Genomic DNA, 16421 nt, shown 5'->3' with positions numbered 1-16421 from the left:
TTGCCGGACCCATGCAATCTTCTCGTTTAATCGAACGCCTGAAAACTTATCGAACCTTGACCGCCGAGCAGCAAACTATTCTGAAACTGCTGGCGATGTATTATGGCTATAGCTCTTTGACCAATCTGGCTAAATGCTTGTCCAGCCTGGGCATCAAGGAAGGCAGCAAGGTGCTGAAATCCGAAGCGGTCAAGGCCCGTTTAAAACCGCTGATCAAGGCCGAACTGGTGGAAGAAAATGCCAAGTCCGGCGGTAGCCGGTGTTGCCGGACGCTGACGGAAGTGATTACCCGACAAACCATCGTCGATAACGAATTCGAAACCTACGCGGCGGCGGTGTTACAGCATAATCCACCCGGTCCTGGTTACTACCGCTACAACACCGTGGACGATTGCATCCGCGAGGCGCGGCTTCAATTCTATCGAGGCGATTACGCCAAAGTCGACGAATGTCTGGAAAACGGCGGGCGCTATTTGGGTAAGCTGCCGGTCGGCAACGAACTATATTTGACCTGGTTTTTAAATCCGCTGGATGCGGCGTGGTTTAGCCGCTATCACCCGCAATTGCTGGTCGGTTTGAGCGGCTACGCCGGATTGCATCAGCTGCTGTATTTATATGCCGATCAAAAATTGGATGGCTTGTTGCAACAGTTGTTGTTCGCCGGCCAAGGCATGCAGCAAGAGCTGTTAAATCGGGTGGCCTTGGAGTTACTGCTGTTACGGGGCGAATGGGACGAGGTTGAAACACGCTTGGCCGGCCAAGATGATGCGGAGTTGCAAGCCCTGGCCGCAACGTTGATTTTTCTGCGTGGCGATTATGCCGGTGCCGTCAGTCGATTCGAATCCGCCTTGGCTGTACTGAGAAAATCCTCGGGTAAGCGCAGTGCTTATTTTTACGGGCTGGCCGGGGTGTTTTACCCGCTGGCCATCCTGAAAAACAACGATGCCAAGCAACGCACCAAATTAAGCACGCTGCTCAATCAAGCCATTAAGGCTGATGGCTACTGGCTGGGCGTTTATCACGAGCTAGCCTTGTTTAATCGGTTTTTGCAGGGCGATTTATCGCTACGCGATCAGCTGTTACAGACGGATTTGCCTTATAGGATAGTTAACGGCTATCGGGAAAGCGGCGCTCCCGACACTTTGCAAACTCCGCCGTTGCTGTTACATGTGTTTTTAGCGCTGATCGGTTTTTGGGTCAAAGCCGATCATAGCAAGCAGGTCTCGCCACTTAGTCAGAAGCTTTACCGGCATTTGCTGGATAACGGCTACCATTGGCCGGCGGCGGAACTGGCGAAAATATTCAAAACCATCGAGCCGCCACGATCCAAGCAATGGGATAGCGGTTTTCTCGAGGATAGGCCGGCGCTGGTCGATTTGTTCGCCAGCCGCCCTGATTGGGAGCTGGCGCTGGATGCCTTGTTGAATCTGCCGAAAACCGAAAAAAAGGCCGAAACCTCGCTGCAAGTCGACAAACCCACCCGTTTGGTGTGGCTATTGAGCTACGACGAGGCCACTCATCATCTGGACATCGAGCCGCGCGAACAAAAGCAACAAGCCAAAGGCGGCTGGAGCAAGGGCAGGGCGATTGCCTTGAAACGGCTGGCGCACGAAACCGACAGCTTCGATTATCTAACCGAACAAGATATTAAACTGTGCTCGCATATCAAGGAGTACCGCGACAGCGGTTGGTACGGCAGCGGCACCTTTTTCGAATTCGACGGCAGTATGCCGCAGGCCTTGATCGGTCATCCGCATTTGTTTTGGGTCGATGCGGTGGAGGTGCGGGTCGAAGTGGTCAAGGGCGAAGCGGAATTGCGGGTTAAAAAACTGGACGGTAAAGACAAGATTAAAATCAGTTTGGATCCCGTGCCCGGTTACGAACAAAAATTTTATATTGCCAAGGAAACCCCGACCCGGTTGAAGGTATTGGAGTTCACCGCCGATCATCACAAAATCCAAGCGGTGCTTGGTCCCAAGGGTTTGGAAGTGCCTTTGTCGGCCCAAGAACGGGTTTTGCAAACCCTGACCAGCATTTCCGGTTTGTTGACCGTGCATTCCGACATCGGCGGCAGTTCCAGCAGTGCGGAGCAAGTCGAGGCCGACGCTACGCCGCGCGTGCATTTGTTGCCCTTGGGCGAGGGCTTGCGCGTGGCCTTGCTGATCCGGCCGTTCGCGACCGGCGGCGCGTATTTTCAGCCGGGCCACGGCGGCGAAAGTGTGCTCGCCGAGATCGACGGTAGACGTTGCCAAGCCAAGCGCGATCTGGCCTTGGAAAAAAGGCGCGCGGATGCTGTCTTACAAGCCTGCCCGGCGCTGGCGCAGGCGGAACGCGACGCGTCCGGCGATTGCTTGCTGGAAGAGCCAGAGCAATGTCTGGAGTTATTGCTGCAATTACAGGCCTTGCCTGCCGAGCAAGCCGTGTTGGAGTGGCCGGAAGGCGTTAAATTCCGCTTGTTGGGTCATACCGGCGGCAGCGGTTTTAGCATGCAAATCAAGCGCGAAAACGATTGGTTTGCCTTGCAGGGCGAGTTGAAAGTCAACGAAGATACCGTCATCGAAATCCAGCAACTGCTGGGTTTATTAAACAACCGCCAGGGTCGCTTCTTGAAATTGCAGGACGGCCAGTTCATTGCCTTGACCGAAGAGTTCCGCCGCCGCCTCGACGATTTGAAAGCCTACGTCGATCTACACGGTAAAAAAGTGCGCATCAATCCGCTGGCGGCCTTGACCTTGGAAGATTGGCAAGACGATGCCGGTTTCAAAGCCGATCAGCATTGGCAAGCGCATATGCAGCGGCTCAAGGATTCTCGCGATTATCAACCGCAGGTGCCGTCCACTTTTCAAGCCGAATTGCGCGATTATCAGGTCGACGGTTACCGCTGGCTGGCGCGCTTGGCGCGCTGGGGTGTCGGCGCCTGTCTGGCGGATGACATGGGCTTGGGGAAAACCGTGCAGGGTTTGGCGCTGCTGGTGGACCAGGCGCCGAACGGCCCCAGTCTGATCGTCGCGCCGACCTCGGTATGCATGAATTGGGAAAACGAAGCCGGCCGCTTCGCGCCGACGCTAAATCCGCAAATTCTCGGCAGTGGCGACCGTCAACGCTTGCTGGATAATCTTGAGCCTTACGATTTGCTGATTTGCAGTTATGGCTTACTGCAGCAGGAACAGGTCGCCGAGATGCTGGCGAAGATTCAGTTCCAGACGGTGATTCTCGACGAAGCGCAAGCGATTAAAAACATCGCCACCCGTCGTTCGCAAGGCGCCATGAATCTGCAAGCCAGGTTTAAATTGATCATGACCGGCACGCCGCTGGAGAATCATCTGGGCGAGTTGTGGAATTTGTTTCGCTTCATCAATCCCGGTTTGCTGGGCTCGCTGGAGCAATTCAATCAGCGTTTCGCCGGTCCGATCGAACGCGACCGCAGCGTCGAGGCGCGGTTTCAGCTGAAAAAACTGATCCAGCCCTTCATCTTGCGCCGCACCAAGACCCAGGTGTTGCAAGAGCTGCCGCCACGCACCGAGATACCGGTGTATGTGCAGCTCAGCGGCGAGGAAATGGCCTATTACGAAGCGCTGCGTCGGGAAAGTCTGGCGGCGTTGGCAAACGCAGCGGCGCCGGCGGGGCAGAAGCAATTGCAGATACTGGCGGCGATCACTAAATTGCGCCGCAGCTGTTGCAACACCCGGCTGGCCAATCCCGATATGACGCTGGCCAGCAGCAAGCTGGCGGCCTTCGGCGACATCGTCGACGAACTGCTGGATAACAAACACAAGGCCTTGGTATTTAGCCAATTTGTCGATCATTTGCAGCTCATCAAAGCCTATGTCGAAAAGCGCGGCATTCGTTACCAATATCTGGACGGCAGCACCCCGGCCAAGGACAGACAGCAACGAGTCGATGCCTTTCAGCGCGGCGAGGGCGAGTTGTTTTTGATTAGTCTGAAAGCCGGTGGTGTCGGTTTAAACCTGACCGCGGCCGATTATGTGATTCATATGGATCCTTGGTGGAATCCGGCTGTCGAGGATCAAGCTTCCGACCGCGCCCACCGAATGGGCCAGCAACGGCCGGTGACGATTTACCGGATGATCGCCAAGCAAACCATCGAAGAAAAAATCGTCGCCTTGCACGGCCATAAACGCGATTTGGCCGATAGTTTGCTGGACGGCGCCGATATCAGCGGTAAGGTGTCGGCCGACGAGTTGCTGAATCTAATGAAAGGCGATGCGTAAATAAAAAATCCGGCGATACTGCCGGATTTTTTAGCGTCGTTTATTGCCGTCTGACATTATGTTTTTTGCGGGCGATGTTGCGGCTGGCCTTGTTTTGTTGGTGGGTCAAGCGGGCCCGTTCTACTGGGGTCACCGTGCCGTCGGCCTTGGCGGCGTCTTCTTGATGTTCTATCCGCATTTGCTGATGTTCCAAACGGTTGGCCTCGCGGTTGGTTAAAGCACCGGACGCCTCGCCTTGCTCGATGCGTCTTTCCTGGTTTTCCTGACGTTGGTCGATACGCGGTGTTTCCAGGCCGGCGAAGCAAGGCTGCGCCAAGCCAACAGACGCAAATAAAGCGCCCGACCATAAAATTTTGCTGATGTTCTTCATGTTTGCCTCGGTGGTGTAATCGTTGCTTGCCAACTCAATCTTCAATCCGCTGTAAGCAGCTGGCGAATTCATTGTAGCCAGAAATATTAACTATGCCTTAAACGTAAAATCTTACCCCGACGCGTTGCTGAGATGGGCCGCTTGGTCTGCGGAATGCCGAGTGCTTGGCGGGCATCCGAGCCGTATCCACATCATTTTAAAATTAAATGCCGCCGCTAACTCCTTGAGTTAAAAAAACAAAGCTACAAGAGGGGCTTTTTAGTAAAAATTTCCCGCTGACAACACAATATGTTGTGCTAAAATTTATCCATAAACACTATATGCAGTATGTGGCCTGGCTGCAGTGTTTTCGGTTCTAAACCAATAAACATCAATATCTTAGCCGTACCGGACCGGTGCGATTGTCCAGTAACCATTCAACTAGAAAAGGGAACCCACGAATGACAGCTAAACTGCATGTTGTGACGCAAAACACTACTGAAATCCCGCTGCAAAGCGCCTCTCTGGACATTTGGGACAGCAAGTACCGCTTAAAAACCAAGGACGGTAAAGCCATCGACGAGACTATCGACGAGACCTACAAGCGCGTTGCCAAAGCGTTGTCCAGCGTCGAAACCACCAAAGCCCTGCAAGAAAAACACTACAAGGAATTTTTGTGGGCCTTGCGCAAGGGCGTGATTCCGGCCGGCCGCATCGTTTCCAACGCCGGCGCGCTGGAACACAAACCGGCCACCTCCACGATCAACTGCACCGTGTCCGGCATCATCGAAGACTCGATGGACGACATTTTGCACAAAGTCCACGAAGCCGGTTTGACCCTGAAAGCTGGCTGCGGCATCGGTTATGAATTCTCTACCCTGCGTCCGCGCGATGCTTATGTGTCTGGCGCCGGCGCCTATACCTCCGGCCCGCTGTCGTTCATGGATATTTACGACAAGATGTGCTTTACCGTGTCGTCGGCCGGCGGCCGCCGTGGCGCGCAGATGGCGACTTTCGACGTGGCCCATCCGGATGTCGTCGATTTCATCCGCGCCAAGCGCGAAGACGGCCGCCTGCGCCAGTTCAACTTGTCGCTGCTGATTACCAGCGAATTTGTCGAAGCGGTGAAAAACAACGGTCAGTGGCCGTTGTCCTTCCCGGTTACCGAGCGCGAAGCCAGTACCGACAAACTCGATTTGACCGACGCCAGCAAAATCATCTGGCGCGACCTGCCCAATAAAAAAGGCTATGTGGTTGACGAGGCAGGCCTGGTGGCTTGCCGCATCACCAAAGTCATGCCTGCGCGCCGCCTGTGGGACATCATCATGTCTTCCACTTACGACTACGCCGAACCCGGCTTCATCCTGATCGACAAGGTCAACGAGATGAACAACAACTGGTTCTGCGAGCACATCCGCGCTACCAACCCCTGCGGCGAACAACCCTTGCCACCTTACGGCAGCTGCTTGTTGGGTTCGATCAACCTGACCCGTTTCATCGAAAAACCCTTCGGCAAGGAAGCCAGCTTCGATTGGGAAGCCTACCGCAAGACCATCCGCATTTTCACCCGCATGCTGGATAACGTCGTCGAAATCAACGGCCTGCCGCTGGAAAGACAACGTGACGAAATCACCGGCAAGCGCCGCCACGGTATGGGCTATCTGGGCCTGGGCTCGACCATCACCATGCTGGGCATGAAATACGGCAACGAAGAGTCATTGGCCTTCACCGAACAAGTCACCAAGGAATTGGCGCTGGAAGGCTGGAAAGCCGGCCTGGAACTGGCTAAGGAAAAAGGCCCGGCACCTATCATGGAGCAACTGTTCACCGTCACCGGCGAAATGTTGCACAAACGCCCGGAGATGAAAGCCGACGGCTATAAACTTGGCGACCAAGTGCCTGGCAAGGTGTTGCACGCCAAATACAGCCGCTACATGCAAAAAGTCGCGCAAGATCTACCGGAACTGGTGGCGGAACTGGCCGACGTCGGCTGCCGTTTCACGCACCACAGTTCCATCGCACCGACCGGCACCATCTCGCTGTCCTTGGCCAACAACGCCAGCAACGGCATCGAACCGAGCTTTGCCCACCATTATTCGCGCAACGTGATTCGCGAAGGCAAAAAGTCCAAGGAAAAAATCGACGTGTTCTCGTTCGAATTGCTGGCCTACCGCCATTTGGTTAATCCGGAAGCGATGCCTTACAGTGAAAATCCCGACCAGCAGTTGCCGGACTACTTCATTTCCGCCGACGAAGTCACGCCCAAACAGCATGTCGACATCCAGGCCGCCGCGCAAAAATGGATCGATTCGTCGATCTCCAAGACCGCCAACGTGCCGACCGACTATCCGTACGAAGACTTCAAGTCCATCTACGAATACGCCTACGACCAAGGCCTGAAAGGCTGCACCACCTTCCGCTTTAACCCGGAAGTGTTCCAGGGTGTACTGGTCAAGGAATCCGATCTGGAAAACACCACCTACCAATTCACACTGGAAGACGGCCATGTGGTGGAATTCAAGGGCAACGAGGAAGTGGAATACGACGGCGAAACCCACACCGCCGCCAACCTGTTCGATGCCTTGAAGGAAGGCTATTACGGCAAGTTTTGATAAAAAAATGTAGGTTGGGTTCACCCTAGAGGGCATAAAAGCCGATAGGTGTAACCCAACACGAAGGCCATCAATGTTGGGCTACGCTTCGCTAGCCCAACCTACAGATTACGGAACACCCATGACCCTACACAAAATCAACAAAAAAATCGTCGGCTACAAAGTGCTGACTAAAGACAACACCGAAACCGTCCAGCAGGAAGCGGAAAAACCCTCGCTGGAGTCGATGAACGAAAACTTGGCGCGCCCGGAAGTGTTGCTCGGTTCGACATACAAGATCAAGACTCCGCAGTCCGAGCATGCCTTGTACATCACCATCAACGACATCATCCTCAACCAGGACACGATTCACCAGGAACGCCGGCCTTATGAAATCTTCATCAATTCCAAGAATATGGAGCATTTCCAGTGGGTGCTGGCGCTGACCCGGTTGATCTCGGCGGTGTTCCGCAAGGGCGGCGACGCCACCTTTCTGGTGGAAGAAATGAAAGCGGTGTTCGATCCGCACGGCGGCTATTTCAAGAAAGGCGGGGTGTTCATGCCATCGCTGGTGGCTGAAATCGGCTACGCCATCGAATCGCATATGAAACACATCGGCATGATCAAGCCGGAAAAGCTTAGCGATCATCACCAGCAGATGTTGGACGAAAAGCGCCGCGAGTTCGAAGCTCAGCATGGCGCGTCGGAAGGGCAGGCGTTTCCGGAGAAGGCTGTACTTTGCTCTAAATGCAGCACCAAGGCGATGGTTTTGATGGATGGGTGTATGACTTGTTTGAATTGTGGGGAGAGCAAGTGCGGCTAATGTCGGATTAAATCGATTGTCGATTTTTTGATCCGCTGGCGAATTTCAATTATGCGGTTTACAGTGTGGTGATGAACGAAATCATCACGACGGAATATTTTCGTAACGATGTATTGGCAAAGCGCCCTTACATTAGATTGGAATGGTGCCAGTCGGCGTTATCGAACCCTGCTTGCCGCGAAATTCAGGAGGATGGGCGAATACGCCATTGGGTGTTTGTGTCTGAGCTGAATAAATATTTACGTGTAGTGACCCTAGAAGATGGGGTGACCATCCATAACGCGGAGATTTAAACCATGAAACTGAGTTACGACCCTGCAACCGATTCTTTATATATCCATTTAACGGATAGGCCATCTGTGGATTCCGACGAGGTCGCCGATGGCGTCGTGTTGGATTTTGATGGTGATGGTGCGTTGGTCGGGATCGATGTCCAGCATGCTAGTAAGAAGACGGATATTCGGTCTTTGGCGTTGTCGCATTTGCCTTTACGGGATTTACAGGCGGCTTGATCGGCTAGTGACGCTGGCGCGTCTGGGGATGCATTTCCACGTTGGAACGTGGGATAAGTGCAGCACCAAGGCGATGGTGTTGATGGATGGGTGTATGACTTGTTTGAATTGTTTGAATTGTGGGGAAAGCAAGTGTGGGTGATGTGGGGCGGAAAAGCGTAGCGCCTTCCGCCGGATGGCATTTAAACAATTGGCGCATGACGCTATCGCTTATGCGCCCTACAGCTCTAATTGCAGCAGGATCCACCTAAGCCTTCGCCATTCAGATGACCTCGCTGCGGATTCGTTAGATTGATGCACGTTAAGCAAAACTATAGCCAAACCACGTAAGCGGTATTGACGACTTAATGATTCTCTCAATTCCCCAGTAACTTAAAAAAATTAGGAGTTTTTATGGGTGAAAGAAAAAATGATCCAAATTGGAATCCTCGAATGCGGAACCAGGGAAATCCACATGCCCCCAGGGATACTCGCCAAGTACCTGGTCAGGGCCGTAGGTCCGATTAGCGTTAGCGTAATCGGACGCATGTTTTAATTGAAATACTTTCCAACGTGGGGATGCCGCAGCAGACGCTCTGCGTCGTCTTGAAATAATGTTTCGCTGCCGCGAAGCTTTGTTTAACCCGTTTCGCGGACCGGCAGCCGCGATACTTTCTTTTGCGTCGCCAAAAGAAAGTATCCAAAGACAAATCTGCCGGGAGCAGATTTGGACGCTATCGGCGCACGAAGTGCGAACGCCTGGATGGCGTGAGTCAGCAGGCGACCCGAATGCCGCTTTAATCCTGCGCTCCTCGTTTTTGCCGAGGATTTTCGGAAGGGGCTTCCTGCCCCTCCGAAAACGAGCGGCATCCCTGTCGCTCCCCTGCGGGCTGATCTCGCCAAAAGCTCCGGTGCTCGGCGCGGCATACGGGAAAAACCGTCCCATTTGCGTAGGGTGAGCACGCTTTTTGTGCCCACGCGGAAATGATCGGGCATGCTTTGACTGGTATTGATTGTGACGCTGGAGCGTCTGGATATGCGTTCCCACGTGGAACGTGGGAACGATAAAAATTTGTGCGTCGCCAAAAGAAAGGGCCGTAGGTCCGATTAGCGTTAGCGTAATCGGACGCATGTTTGATTGAAATGCCTTGGTTTTAGTTGTGTCGCTACCGCGAACTTTAATCTAATGCCGGTTCGCGGACCGGCGGCCGCGATACTTTCTTTCGCGTCGCCAAAAGAAAGTATCCAAAGAAAAAGCGACCCGGATGCCGCTTGAATCCTGCTCTCCGAAGCTTTTGTCGAGGGTTTTCGGAAGGGCTGTCCTAGCCCTCCGAAAACGAGCGGCATCCCTGCCGCTCCCCTGACGGGCTGATCTCGCCAAAAGCTCCGGTGCTCGGCGCGGCATACGGGAAAAACCACATCCCACCGGAAAAGCTCAATTACTGGTAACCAAACTCCAGCTTTCGCAACGGCCAAGATGGTGAGATTATTGTTATCACGGCTTATCAACCAAGCCGCACTCTTTGGGAAAAAGACTTCAAGAGGAAACGTCCATGAAGTGTCCGATTTGTAAACATGGGGAAACCGTCAACGGCACAGCTAGCCTGACTCTGGAACGAGGCTCTGCAACGTTGGTGTTTAAAAACGTGCCGGCGCAGATTTGTAATAACTGCGGCGAAGAATATTTTAGCGAAGACATCACTCGTTCGATTCTGAATCAGGCCGAGTCCGCTATTAATGCCGGCGTGGAGATTGATGTGCGGCAGTATCGGGCGGCTTGAAAATAGTCGTATCCCCTGTCGGGCTAATCTCGCCAAAAGCGCCGGTGCTCGGCGCGGCATACGGGAAAAAACCGTCCCATTTGCGTAGCCGGTAGGGTGGACACGCTTTTTGTGCCCATGCGGAAATGATCGGGCATGCTTCGGCTGGTATTACCTGATTGCTATTTCATGCCATACTATTTCCAGGCATGAGGTCATGTCTACTTATCGATCAAAATCCTAACAACAACTATGTATAAGGGGAGTTTGTAATGGGGATGCTTCAAGAATTTAAAGAATTTGCGATGAAAGGCAATGTCGTCGATATGGCCGTGGGGGTGATTATCGGCGGCGCATTCGGGAAAATAGTGTCTTCGCTGGTGGCCGATGTGGTTATGCCGCCGATAGGCGTGATTCTGGGCGGCGTGGATTTTTCGGATTTGGCGGTTACTATCAAGGAAGCGTCGAAAAACGCTGCTGGGGTTGATGTACCTGCCGTGGTCATCAGCTATGGAAAATTTATTCAAACCTTGATCGATTTTACGATTGTTGCGGCGGCAATCTTTCTGATTATCAAAATATTGTATTCGTTTAAGAAAAAAGCCGAGGAAGCACCAGCGGCTCCACCGGCGCCCAGCAACGAAGAGATTCTGCTGACCGAAATTCGCGATTTGCTGAAAAATAAGTGAGCCACGCAGGTTGGGTTGCGAAAAGCAAGCTAACACTCATGATCTCCACACTTCGGCATGACAATGCTACCCCAGCTTGCGTAGTTCCGATTGACGTTGCGTAATCGGACGCATGTTGGGGGCATATTGGAATGCTAGGTTATAAAAATAATGCTTGGCTATTGCGAGGCTTTATTGAATGGCCGACCCCCGATTTTCACCCATTCACAAGCGATCGATAATCTCCAGGCCGCGATGAAAAGCGCTACGCACAATGAATAGAGTCATGGTAAGCGGATAGGACAAATAATGTTCGGGAAACGCCAGGCAGACTAGTACGAGAGCGGCCAACAAGCACGGATCAACCCGAGATAAGTATTTTTGCAGATGCCGTAAATCCTGTTGCGATTCCCAATCAAACCGCGGGCTTCTGTTAATAAAGCCAAGCAGCATCCAGGTGCTGAGCAGGGCGAAATAAACCGGAAACACACTAAACTGGGGCGAGCCTTCGCTGAACAGCGGTTTCCAGTAACCGTACCAAGCCCATAAGCTGGAACAGGCGAAACCGTCATGCCAGATACTGCTGGGCGCTAGTTTCAAGCATCCGCTAGCCAGGAACAATACCGCGAGGCAAACGGCGGAAACCCATACGGCCTCGATATTCAGTAAGGGTAGATATGGGTTCTGAGTTTGAATCAGCGTGGTTAATACTAAACAGCAGACGATGAAAATAGGCATGGCAGTCACAAAGGATTGTAAGTTCGCTCAGTCTGCACTAATTTTTTAATTATCCCAACAAGCCATGTACGGTGGGCACGCTTTTGTGCCCGCGCACAATGGCTTTTCGAACTCGGCCTATCCGGAATTTACGCAGAATCCCCAGCCGAGTTTGTCGTTATTGACTCATGGTTTCTTTCTTGGCTTTTTTCGCGGCCTTTTTTTCTTTTGGGCTTAGCGAGGGTTGTTTCTTGTTTTCTTTATTGCTTTTTTGCATTTTGCTCATGGTGTTTGCTCCGAATGATCGATGGGGGGTTTCTGAAAATCATGGAAATGATGCCTGTCTGCCAGTGAACACCAACGAATCGAAACAATCCGAAATTAAACTTATACTCCTTTTCCGGCGGCGGGATTCAAGTTGTTTCGATTCCGCTTAAGCTGGCGATCGAGTTGGAGCCGAATCCGGTGACGACGGTGCTGTTATACACTACGTTTGTAATGACGGATGCTATCGTCGCCACACATATTGTGGGGCTGTCGCATTGGTGTTAATCAGTGTAGGGGGATGGAGCATCGTCCAAGCAACGGCGAAGCGGATAAAATCGGCAAGCTTAAGCAATCATTGGAAACTGCCCGAGCCGGCAGATTTCTTGTATCTTGTTATGTATCAATTTATGGAGTACCTATCGGTCAATGGCAAAAGTAAAAAAATCAAAAGCAAAGGGCGGCAACAAGGAAACCGGCAAGGGATTGGCGATCGATGCCTTTTGTGGCTGGGATGGCGAAGTGTTGGTGCTGAATATTCTCGGCACGCCTAGCGCCAAGCAGGATGCCATCGGCAAGCCCAAGGGGCAGCAATTGAAGGTCAGCGTGACTGCCGCGCCAGTTGGCGGTAAGGCGACCGACCATATGGTGCGTTTTTTGGCGAAAGAGTTTGGGGTGACGGTTGGCGATATCGAAGTGGTATTCGGCCGTTTTAACGTCAATAAGCAGCTGCGGATTAAAGCGCCCAAGCAACTGCCAGCCGTGATCGGCAAGCAATTAGCCGAAGCCGGTTAGACTTCAATGCCTGGGGTTGTGGCTAATCGTCGTCGGCAGGCCAAGGGCTGTGCAGATAAAGCGCCTCGACTTTTTGCCTGGCCCACGGCGTTTTGCGCAGAAACTTAAGGCTGGAAGTGATGCTGGGATCGTTGGCGAAGCATTTGATGTCTATGCAGCTAGCCAGCTCTTCCCAGCCGTATTTTTCCACTAACCGGGTCAGCAGCATTTCCAATGTCACACCGTGCAGCGGATCTTGGCTGCTTGATCTAGTCATCCGCTTCGCCGCCGGGTTTGGTTTCGGCTTTTTTGACGCGAATCTTGCTGCCGTCCACTTCCTGACCGTTCAGTAGCTTGATAGCCACCTTGGCTTCGCCGGGTTTGGGCATCTCGACGAAGCCAAAGCCTTTGGATAGTTGGGTGTCTTTATCGATGACCAATGCGCAGGACTGGACGGTGCCGTGTTCTTCGAACATCGCCCGCAATTCTGTTTCCGTGGTGGTGCGAGCAAGATTGCGTATCAAGATTTTCATGGTTCAGGCTGGTGGTATTTAAGGCAGGCAACTATACAGCTTATGGCTAAACCATTCACGGTTAATCGGTAATATCGGGGGCTGGATAACCGAGGGGACGGAGGGAGCAGGCCGTGTGCGTTGTATTGCCGTATTAAGTCATTCGATAGCGGACAGATTTTTGTTGGACTTGGTCAGGGTGGCGCATCGCCTTATTTTACATTTGTCGTATATCCGACATAGACCGGATTAGGTGTTTTGCCGGCGATGGGCACTTTTGCTTCATTGCCAGCGAGTTTGTGGCGCGTCGAAAAGCACTTTGAAGCATGGTGTGGTTTTTGCTGGATTTTAGTTTTCCCATCAACAGAAACCGACTATGCGCTACGAACCTTACGAAGACGAATATATCGCGGCCCAAACCATGACCGATGAAGAGTTACTGGAGTATTTCATGTATCGCATCGTCGAAATGGACGAAGTGTGGGGATTGAAGGACGGCTCTCAATGGATCACTCGGCAGGTCGAAGGACGAGAGACTCAGCCTTTTTGGCCCTACAAACGCTATGCCGACGACGCGGCAGCCGGCGAATGGCAGGGTTTCAAGGCGGTTCCGGAATCGCTGGAGTGTTTTATCTATCAGACCTTGAATAAACTGGCTAAGCAGGGCGTACTAGTGGAGATCATGCCGCGAAAATCGGCAGCCGGTTGTCTGATTAGCCCGCAGCGCTTGTTTAACTTCCTGGAAAGCATGAAAGAGTCGCGCGATTTTGTGTTGGACGATTGACGGCTGAATGGTCTGATTGCGCGCTGACACTTCCCGACGCCTAGCTTAGCGGAGTTTGTCGGTGTTTTAGCCGGTTTTACTTCTTCCGGTTCAACTGTTGCGCAAAAAAGATAATTAGGCCGATCACGAAAACGCCCGAATAAACCGCCAAACCCACTTTGTCTTCTCGGGCGACGCTGTGGCTGCGTTTGGCGGTCAGCACCGAAGCGGAAGTGCGGCCGTCCACTTCATAGCCGGTATATTTCGAGTCACGTTGTTCTTTCGGGCGCATTTTACTGGCGGCGGATGGCGGGCTGGTGTGGGTATTTTCCGCATAAGCCGAATTGGCAGGGAGCGCCAGCATGAATGGACCGATTAACAGCACCAGCCGGCATAGTCTGTTCAAATGTTTGCTCGTTTTCATGTCTCACCTTACTGCCTTCATTAGAAGAATTTCTGTGTCGGCCGACTTTTCCGCAGTCCTTAGTAGCGACACTATCGCACACGGTTAAATTCATACGCCCCCACATCGATAAGGCCCTGTTGTCGGCGCGGGTCGATAGTCGACGGATGACGGTACTGAAACACCGGGCGAAGCGGGAAACCGCTAATTGCGCGTTCCGGTTCGATGCCTTGATCGATCGCCGGCGAATTCGGCAATAAACGATAATCATAGGCGGCGGGGTCCGTGAATAGTGGGTGCTCAGTCAGAATGTTGTGCGATTGCCGGTGCGGGCCTATCAGTGTCGTCGCTTGTCCCACCAGCAGGTTATTGATTAACACGGCCTCAGCCACACTATGGTTGTTGAGGAAGGAACCGCCTGGATGATCGTTGACGAAGGTGTTATTCACTAAATATAGCTGCTGCGACGGTTCGGTCTGGTTATGTTCGGCCGCGAAAGCCAGCATCGCCGCATTTTCTGAACCGACGCTTTGATGAAACAGATTGCCGATCAGATAAGCGTCGCCGCCGTCGGCCAGATCGACCAGATAGCTGGAGCCGTTACGCTCGTCGTTAATGCGATTGTAGAGCAGGTAGTTTTGCCGGGCACGGGATTTGACGTTATGGCCGGTTTCGGCGTCATGGATATAAGAATTTCGCAACGTAAAGCGATGGATATTGCCAATGTAGATGTTGTGGCCGAGCTTTCCGTGATGTTTATAGTTTACCGTGTTGTCGTTAAATTCCGAGCCTTCTATCAGTATGTCGCTGGCGGCGTTGGCGCCGGTCAAAATGCCCATTTGGTTATGGTGGAAGTGGCAATTCTTTAGGCTCAGGTTGGTGCCTTCAAAGCGGATACCGGCACCGTTCAACGTCGGTGCAGTCGCGCCGGAGAATTCTATATTCTCGACATGCACATCGTTACCTTTAATGAGCCAGATGGCTTTGTCTTCGGCGGACTTACCCATGGCCTCGAGGTGAGCGCGTGCGCCGACGCCGCGCAGGGTCAAACGATGTTGCGGCCAACTAGCGACATCGCCCGAATACAGGCCGGCTTCTATCTCGACGGTGTCGCCATCCTTGGCCAGCCTGGCGGCTTCGCTGGGTAAGCTGAGCGCACGCCGTGGACCGACCTGCAAGGTGGCGCCGAAGGCTTGACCAGACAATATATTGGCTATGGCTAGCCAGATGACTGATCGTATAACTGGATTCATGATCGCTTCCGGGCCTAAGGGGAGAGAACGCCAAGCGTTTAAAAAACGCATCGTCGCCATCTTAATACGGACCAATCGAAATCCGTTGCGGAATTTATCGCTGATTAGATGAAGCTTTTTTGAATATTTAACGTAAAGCCGCCGCTGGATCGGAGTATCATCAACCAATCGGCCGGTTTCGGCCGATATTGACATTATTAGATTGCTACCGGAGGAAATATGGCTTCACTTGAAATGCAGGGGGCTTATGATTTGAGCAACGCAAAAATTAACGAGCTTATCACGGAGAGCTCGGAGGGCAATTACGCATTGGGTATTATCAATCAAAAGACCAACAAGTTCGTCGTTAAATATGTCGGACGCTCCGAGACTGATTTAAATGCCCGCCTCAAACAACATGTCGGTCGGTATCCCAAATTTAAGTTCAGTTACGCAGCCTCGCCCAAGGAGGCGTTTGAGAAAGTCTGCAAAAATTTCCACGATTTTGGCGGCACCAAGAAATTGATTAATCATGTTCACCCGGTTCGGCCGGCGAATGTCGATTGGAAATGCCCGTATTGCGATAACTTCGATTAGATCGGCTAGCTGGTTTCCGGCGTGTAGCGGAATTTAGATTGATAGGGTGTTATGAGGCTAAGTTGCACCTGATGGTGTTGAGTGGGCAGGGTTATCGCTTTTTTCGGGCGATGGTATAGAAGGTAAACCGGTTAAATCCGAATAACCGGCCTAGAATAACAATGCCGAATAGAGTAGGGAATTTTTATAATAATCCATAACGCAGAGACTGGCCCGCCAACAAAACGGCCGGGGGTATTCTGTCT

Annotated in this window: 15 protein-coding genes; 9 read left to right on the top strand and 6 right to left on the bottom strand. The window is 52.5% G+C overall.

What is annotated here, in order from left to right:
- Positions 1-11: 11 nt before the first annotated feature.
- A complete protein-coding gene (locus tag QZJ86_RS13255) occupies positions 12-4232 on the top strand; it encodes a DEAD/DEAH box helicase (RefSeq protein WP_301670898.1) in 4221 nt (1406 codons plus the stop codon).
- A gap of 40 nt (positions 4233-4272) precedes the next feature.
- Here the strand turns inward: QZJ86_RS13255 and QZJ86_RS13250 are convergent, their stop codons facing one another.
- Positions 4273-4602, bottom strand: coding sequence for a hypothetical protein (locus tag QZJ86_RS13250; protein ID WP_301670897.1), 330 nt, complete (start codon positions 4600-4602; stop codon positions 4273-4275).
- Positions 4603-5042: 440 nt separating this feature from the next.
- Between QZJ86_RS13250 and QZJ86_RS13245 the strand changes: the two genes are divergently transcribed.
- The 5 genes from QZJ86_RS13245 (at position 5043) to mscL (ending at position 10935) form a co-directional block, all read left to right on the top strand.
- Positions 5043-7193, top strand: a complete 2151-nt coding sequence (locus QZJ86_RS13245) for an adenosylcobalamin-dependent ribonucleoside-diphosphate reductase (RefSeq protein ID WP_301670896.1) — start codon at positions 5043-5045, stop codon at positions 7191-7193.
- A 121-nt stretch (positions 7194-7314) separates the two neighbouring features.
- Complete coding sequence (locus tag QZJ86_RS13240; RefSeq protein ID WP_301670895.1) at positions 7315-7995, top strand: TSCPD domain-containing protein; 681 nt, start codon at positions 7315-7317, stop codon at positions 7993-7995.
- A 296-nt stretch (positions 7996-8291) separates the two neighbouring features.
- The gene (locus QZJ86_RS13235) at positions 8292-8507 is read left to right on the top strand and encodes a DUF2283 domain-containing protein (RefSeq protein ID WP_301670894.1); all 216 of its coding nucleotides are present in this window, start codon (positions 8292-8294) and stop codon (positions 8505-8507) included.
- 1532 nt (positions 8508-10039) lie between these two features.
- On the top strand, positions 10040-10267 hold the full coding sequence (locus QZJ86_RS13230; RefSeq protein WP_301670893.1) for a type II toxin-antitoxin system MqsA family antitoxin: 228 nt from the start codon (positions 10040-10042) through the stop codon (positions 10265-10267).
- 251 nt (positions 10268-10518) lie between these two features.
- Positions 10519-10935 (top strand): large-conductance mechanosensitive channel protein MscL, encoded by a 417-nt coding sequence (mscL, locus tag QZJ86_RS13225; RefSeq protein ID WP_301670892.1) that lies wholly within the window; start codon positions 10519-10521, stop codon positions 10933-10935.
- A gap of 204 nt (positions 10936-11139) precedes the next feature.
- On the opposite strand, the gene QZJ86_RS13220 is transcribed toward mscL, so the two are convergent.
- A complete protein-coding gene (locus tag QZJ86_RS13220) occupies positions 11140-11652 on the bottom strand; it encodes a hypothetical protein (protein ID WP_301670891.1) in 513 nt (170 codons plus the stop codon).
- Positions 11653-12324: 672 nt separating this feature from the next.
- On the opposite strand from QZJ86_RS13220, the gene QZJ86_RS13215 reads away from it, so the two are divergent.
- Positions 12325-12690, top strand: a complete 366-nt coding sequence (locus QZJ86_RS13215) for a DUF167 domain-containing protein (RefSeq protein ID WP_301670890.1) — start codon at positions 12325-12327, stop codon at positions 12688-12690.
- 22 nt (positions 12691-12712) lie between these two features.
- On the opposite strand, the gene QZJ86_RS13210 is transcribed toward QZJ86_RS13215, so the two are convergent.
- The gene (locus QZJ86_RS13210) at positions 12713-12946 is read right to left on the bottom strand and encodes a VF530 family protein (protein WP_301670889.1); all 234 of its coding nucleotides are present in this window, start codon (positions 12944-12946) and stop codon (positions 12713-12715) included.
- Positions 12939-13202: an RNA recognition motif domain-containing protein gene (locus QZJ86_RS13205; RefSeq protein ID WP_301670888.1), complete on the bottom strand. Its 264-nt coding sequence runs from the start codon at positions 13200-13202 to the stop codon at positions 12939-12941. Before QZJ86_RS13205 ends, QZJ86_RS13210 begins: the two co-directional genes overlap by 8 nt.
- 355 nt (positions 13203-13557) lie before the next feature.
- On the opposite strand from QZJ86_RS13205, the gene QZJ86_RS13200 reads away from it, so the two are divergent.
- Positions 13558-13965, top strand: a complete 408-nt coding sequence (locus QZJ86_RS13200; RefSeq protein ID WP_301670887.1) for a DUF2750 domain-containing protein — start codon at positions 13558-13560, stop codon at positions 13963-13965.
- A gap of 76 nt (positions 13966-14041) precedes the next feature.
- On the opposite strand, the gene QZJ86_RS13195 is transcribed toward QZJ86_RS13200, so the two are convergent.
- Both QZJ86_RS13195 and QZJ86_RS13190 read right to left on the bottom strand, forming a co-directional pair.
- On the bottom strand, positions 14042-14368 hold the full coding sequence (locus tag QZJ86_RS13195; protein WP_301670886.1) for a hypothetical protein: 327 nt from the start codon (positions 14366-14368) through the stop codon (positions 14042-14044).
- Between the two features lie 71 nt (positions 14369-14439).
- Entirely contained in the window at positions 14440-15600 is a 1161-nt protein-coding gene (locus tag QZJ86_RS13190; RefSeq protein WP_301670885.1) for a right-handed parallel beta-helix repeat-containing protein, read from the bottom strand.
- 219 nt (positions 15601-15819) lie between these two features.
- Here QZJ86_RS13190 and QZJ86_RS13185 point away from each other — a divergent pair, with 219 nt between their 5' ends.
- Positions 15820-16176, top strand: coding sequence for a hypothetical protein (locus QZJ86_RS13185; RefSeq protein WP_301670884.1), 357 nt, complete (start codon positions 15820-15822; stop codon positions 16174-16176).
- Positions 16177-16421 lie beyond the last annotated feature (245 nt).

Origin of the sequence: Methylomonas montana (genome assembly GCF_030490285.1) — a bacterium.
GTDB lineage: Bacteria > Pseudomonadota > Gammaproteobacteria > Methylococcales > Methylomonadaceae > Methylomonas > Methylomonas montana.
The sequence above is the reverse complement of the archived record's forward strand: the minus strand, read 5'-3'. Positions and strand labels throughout refer to the sequence as shown.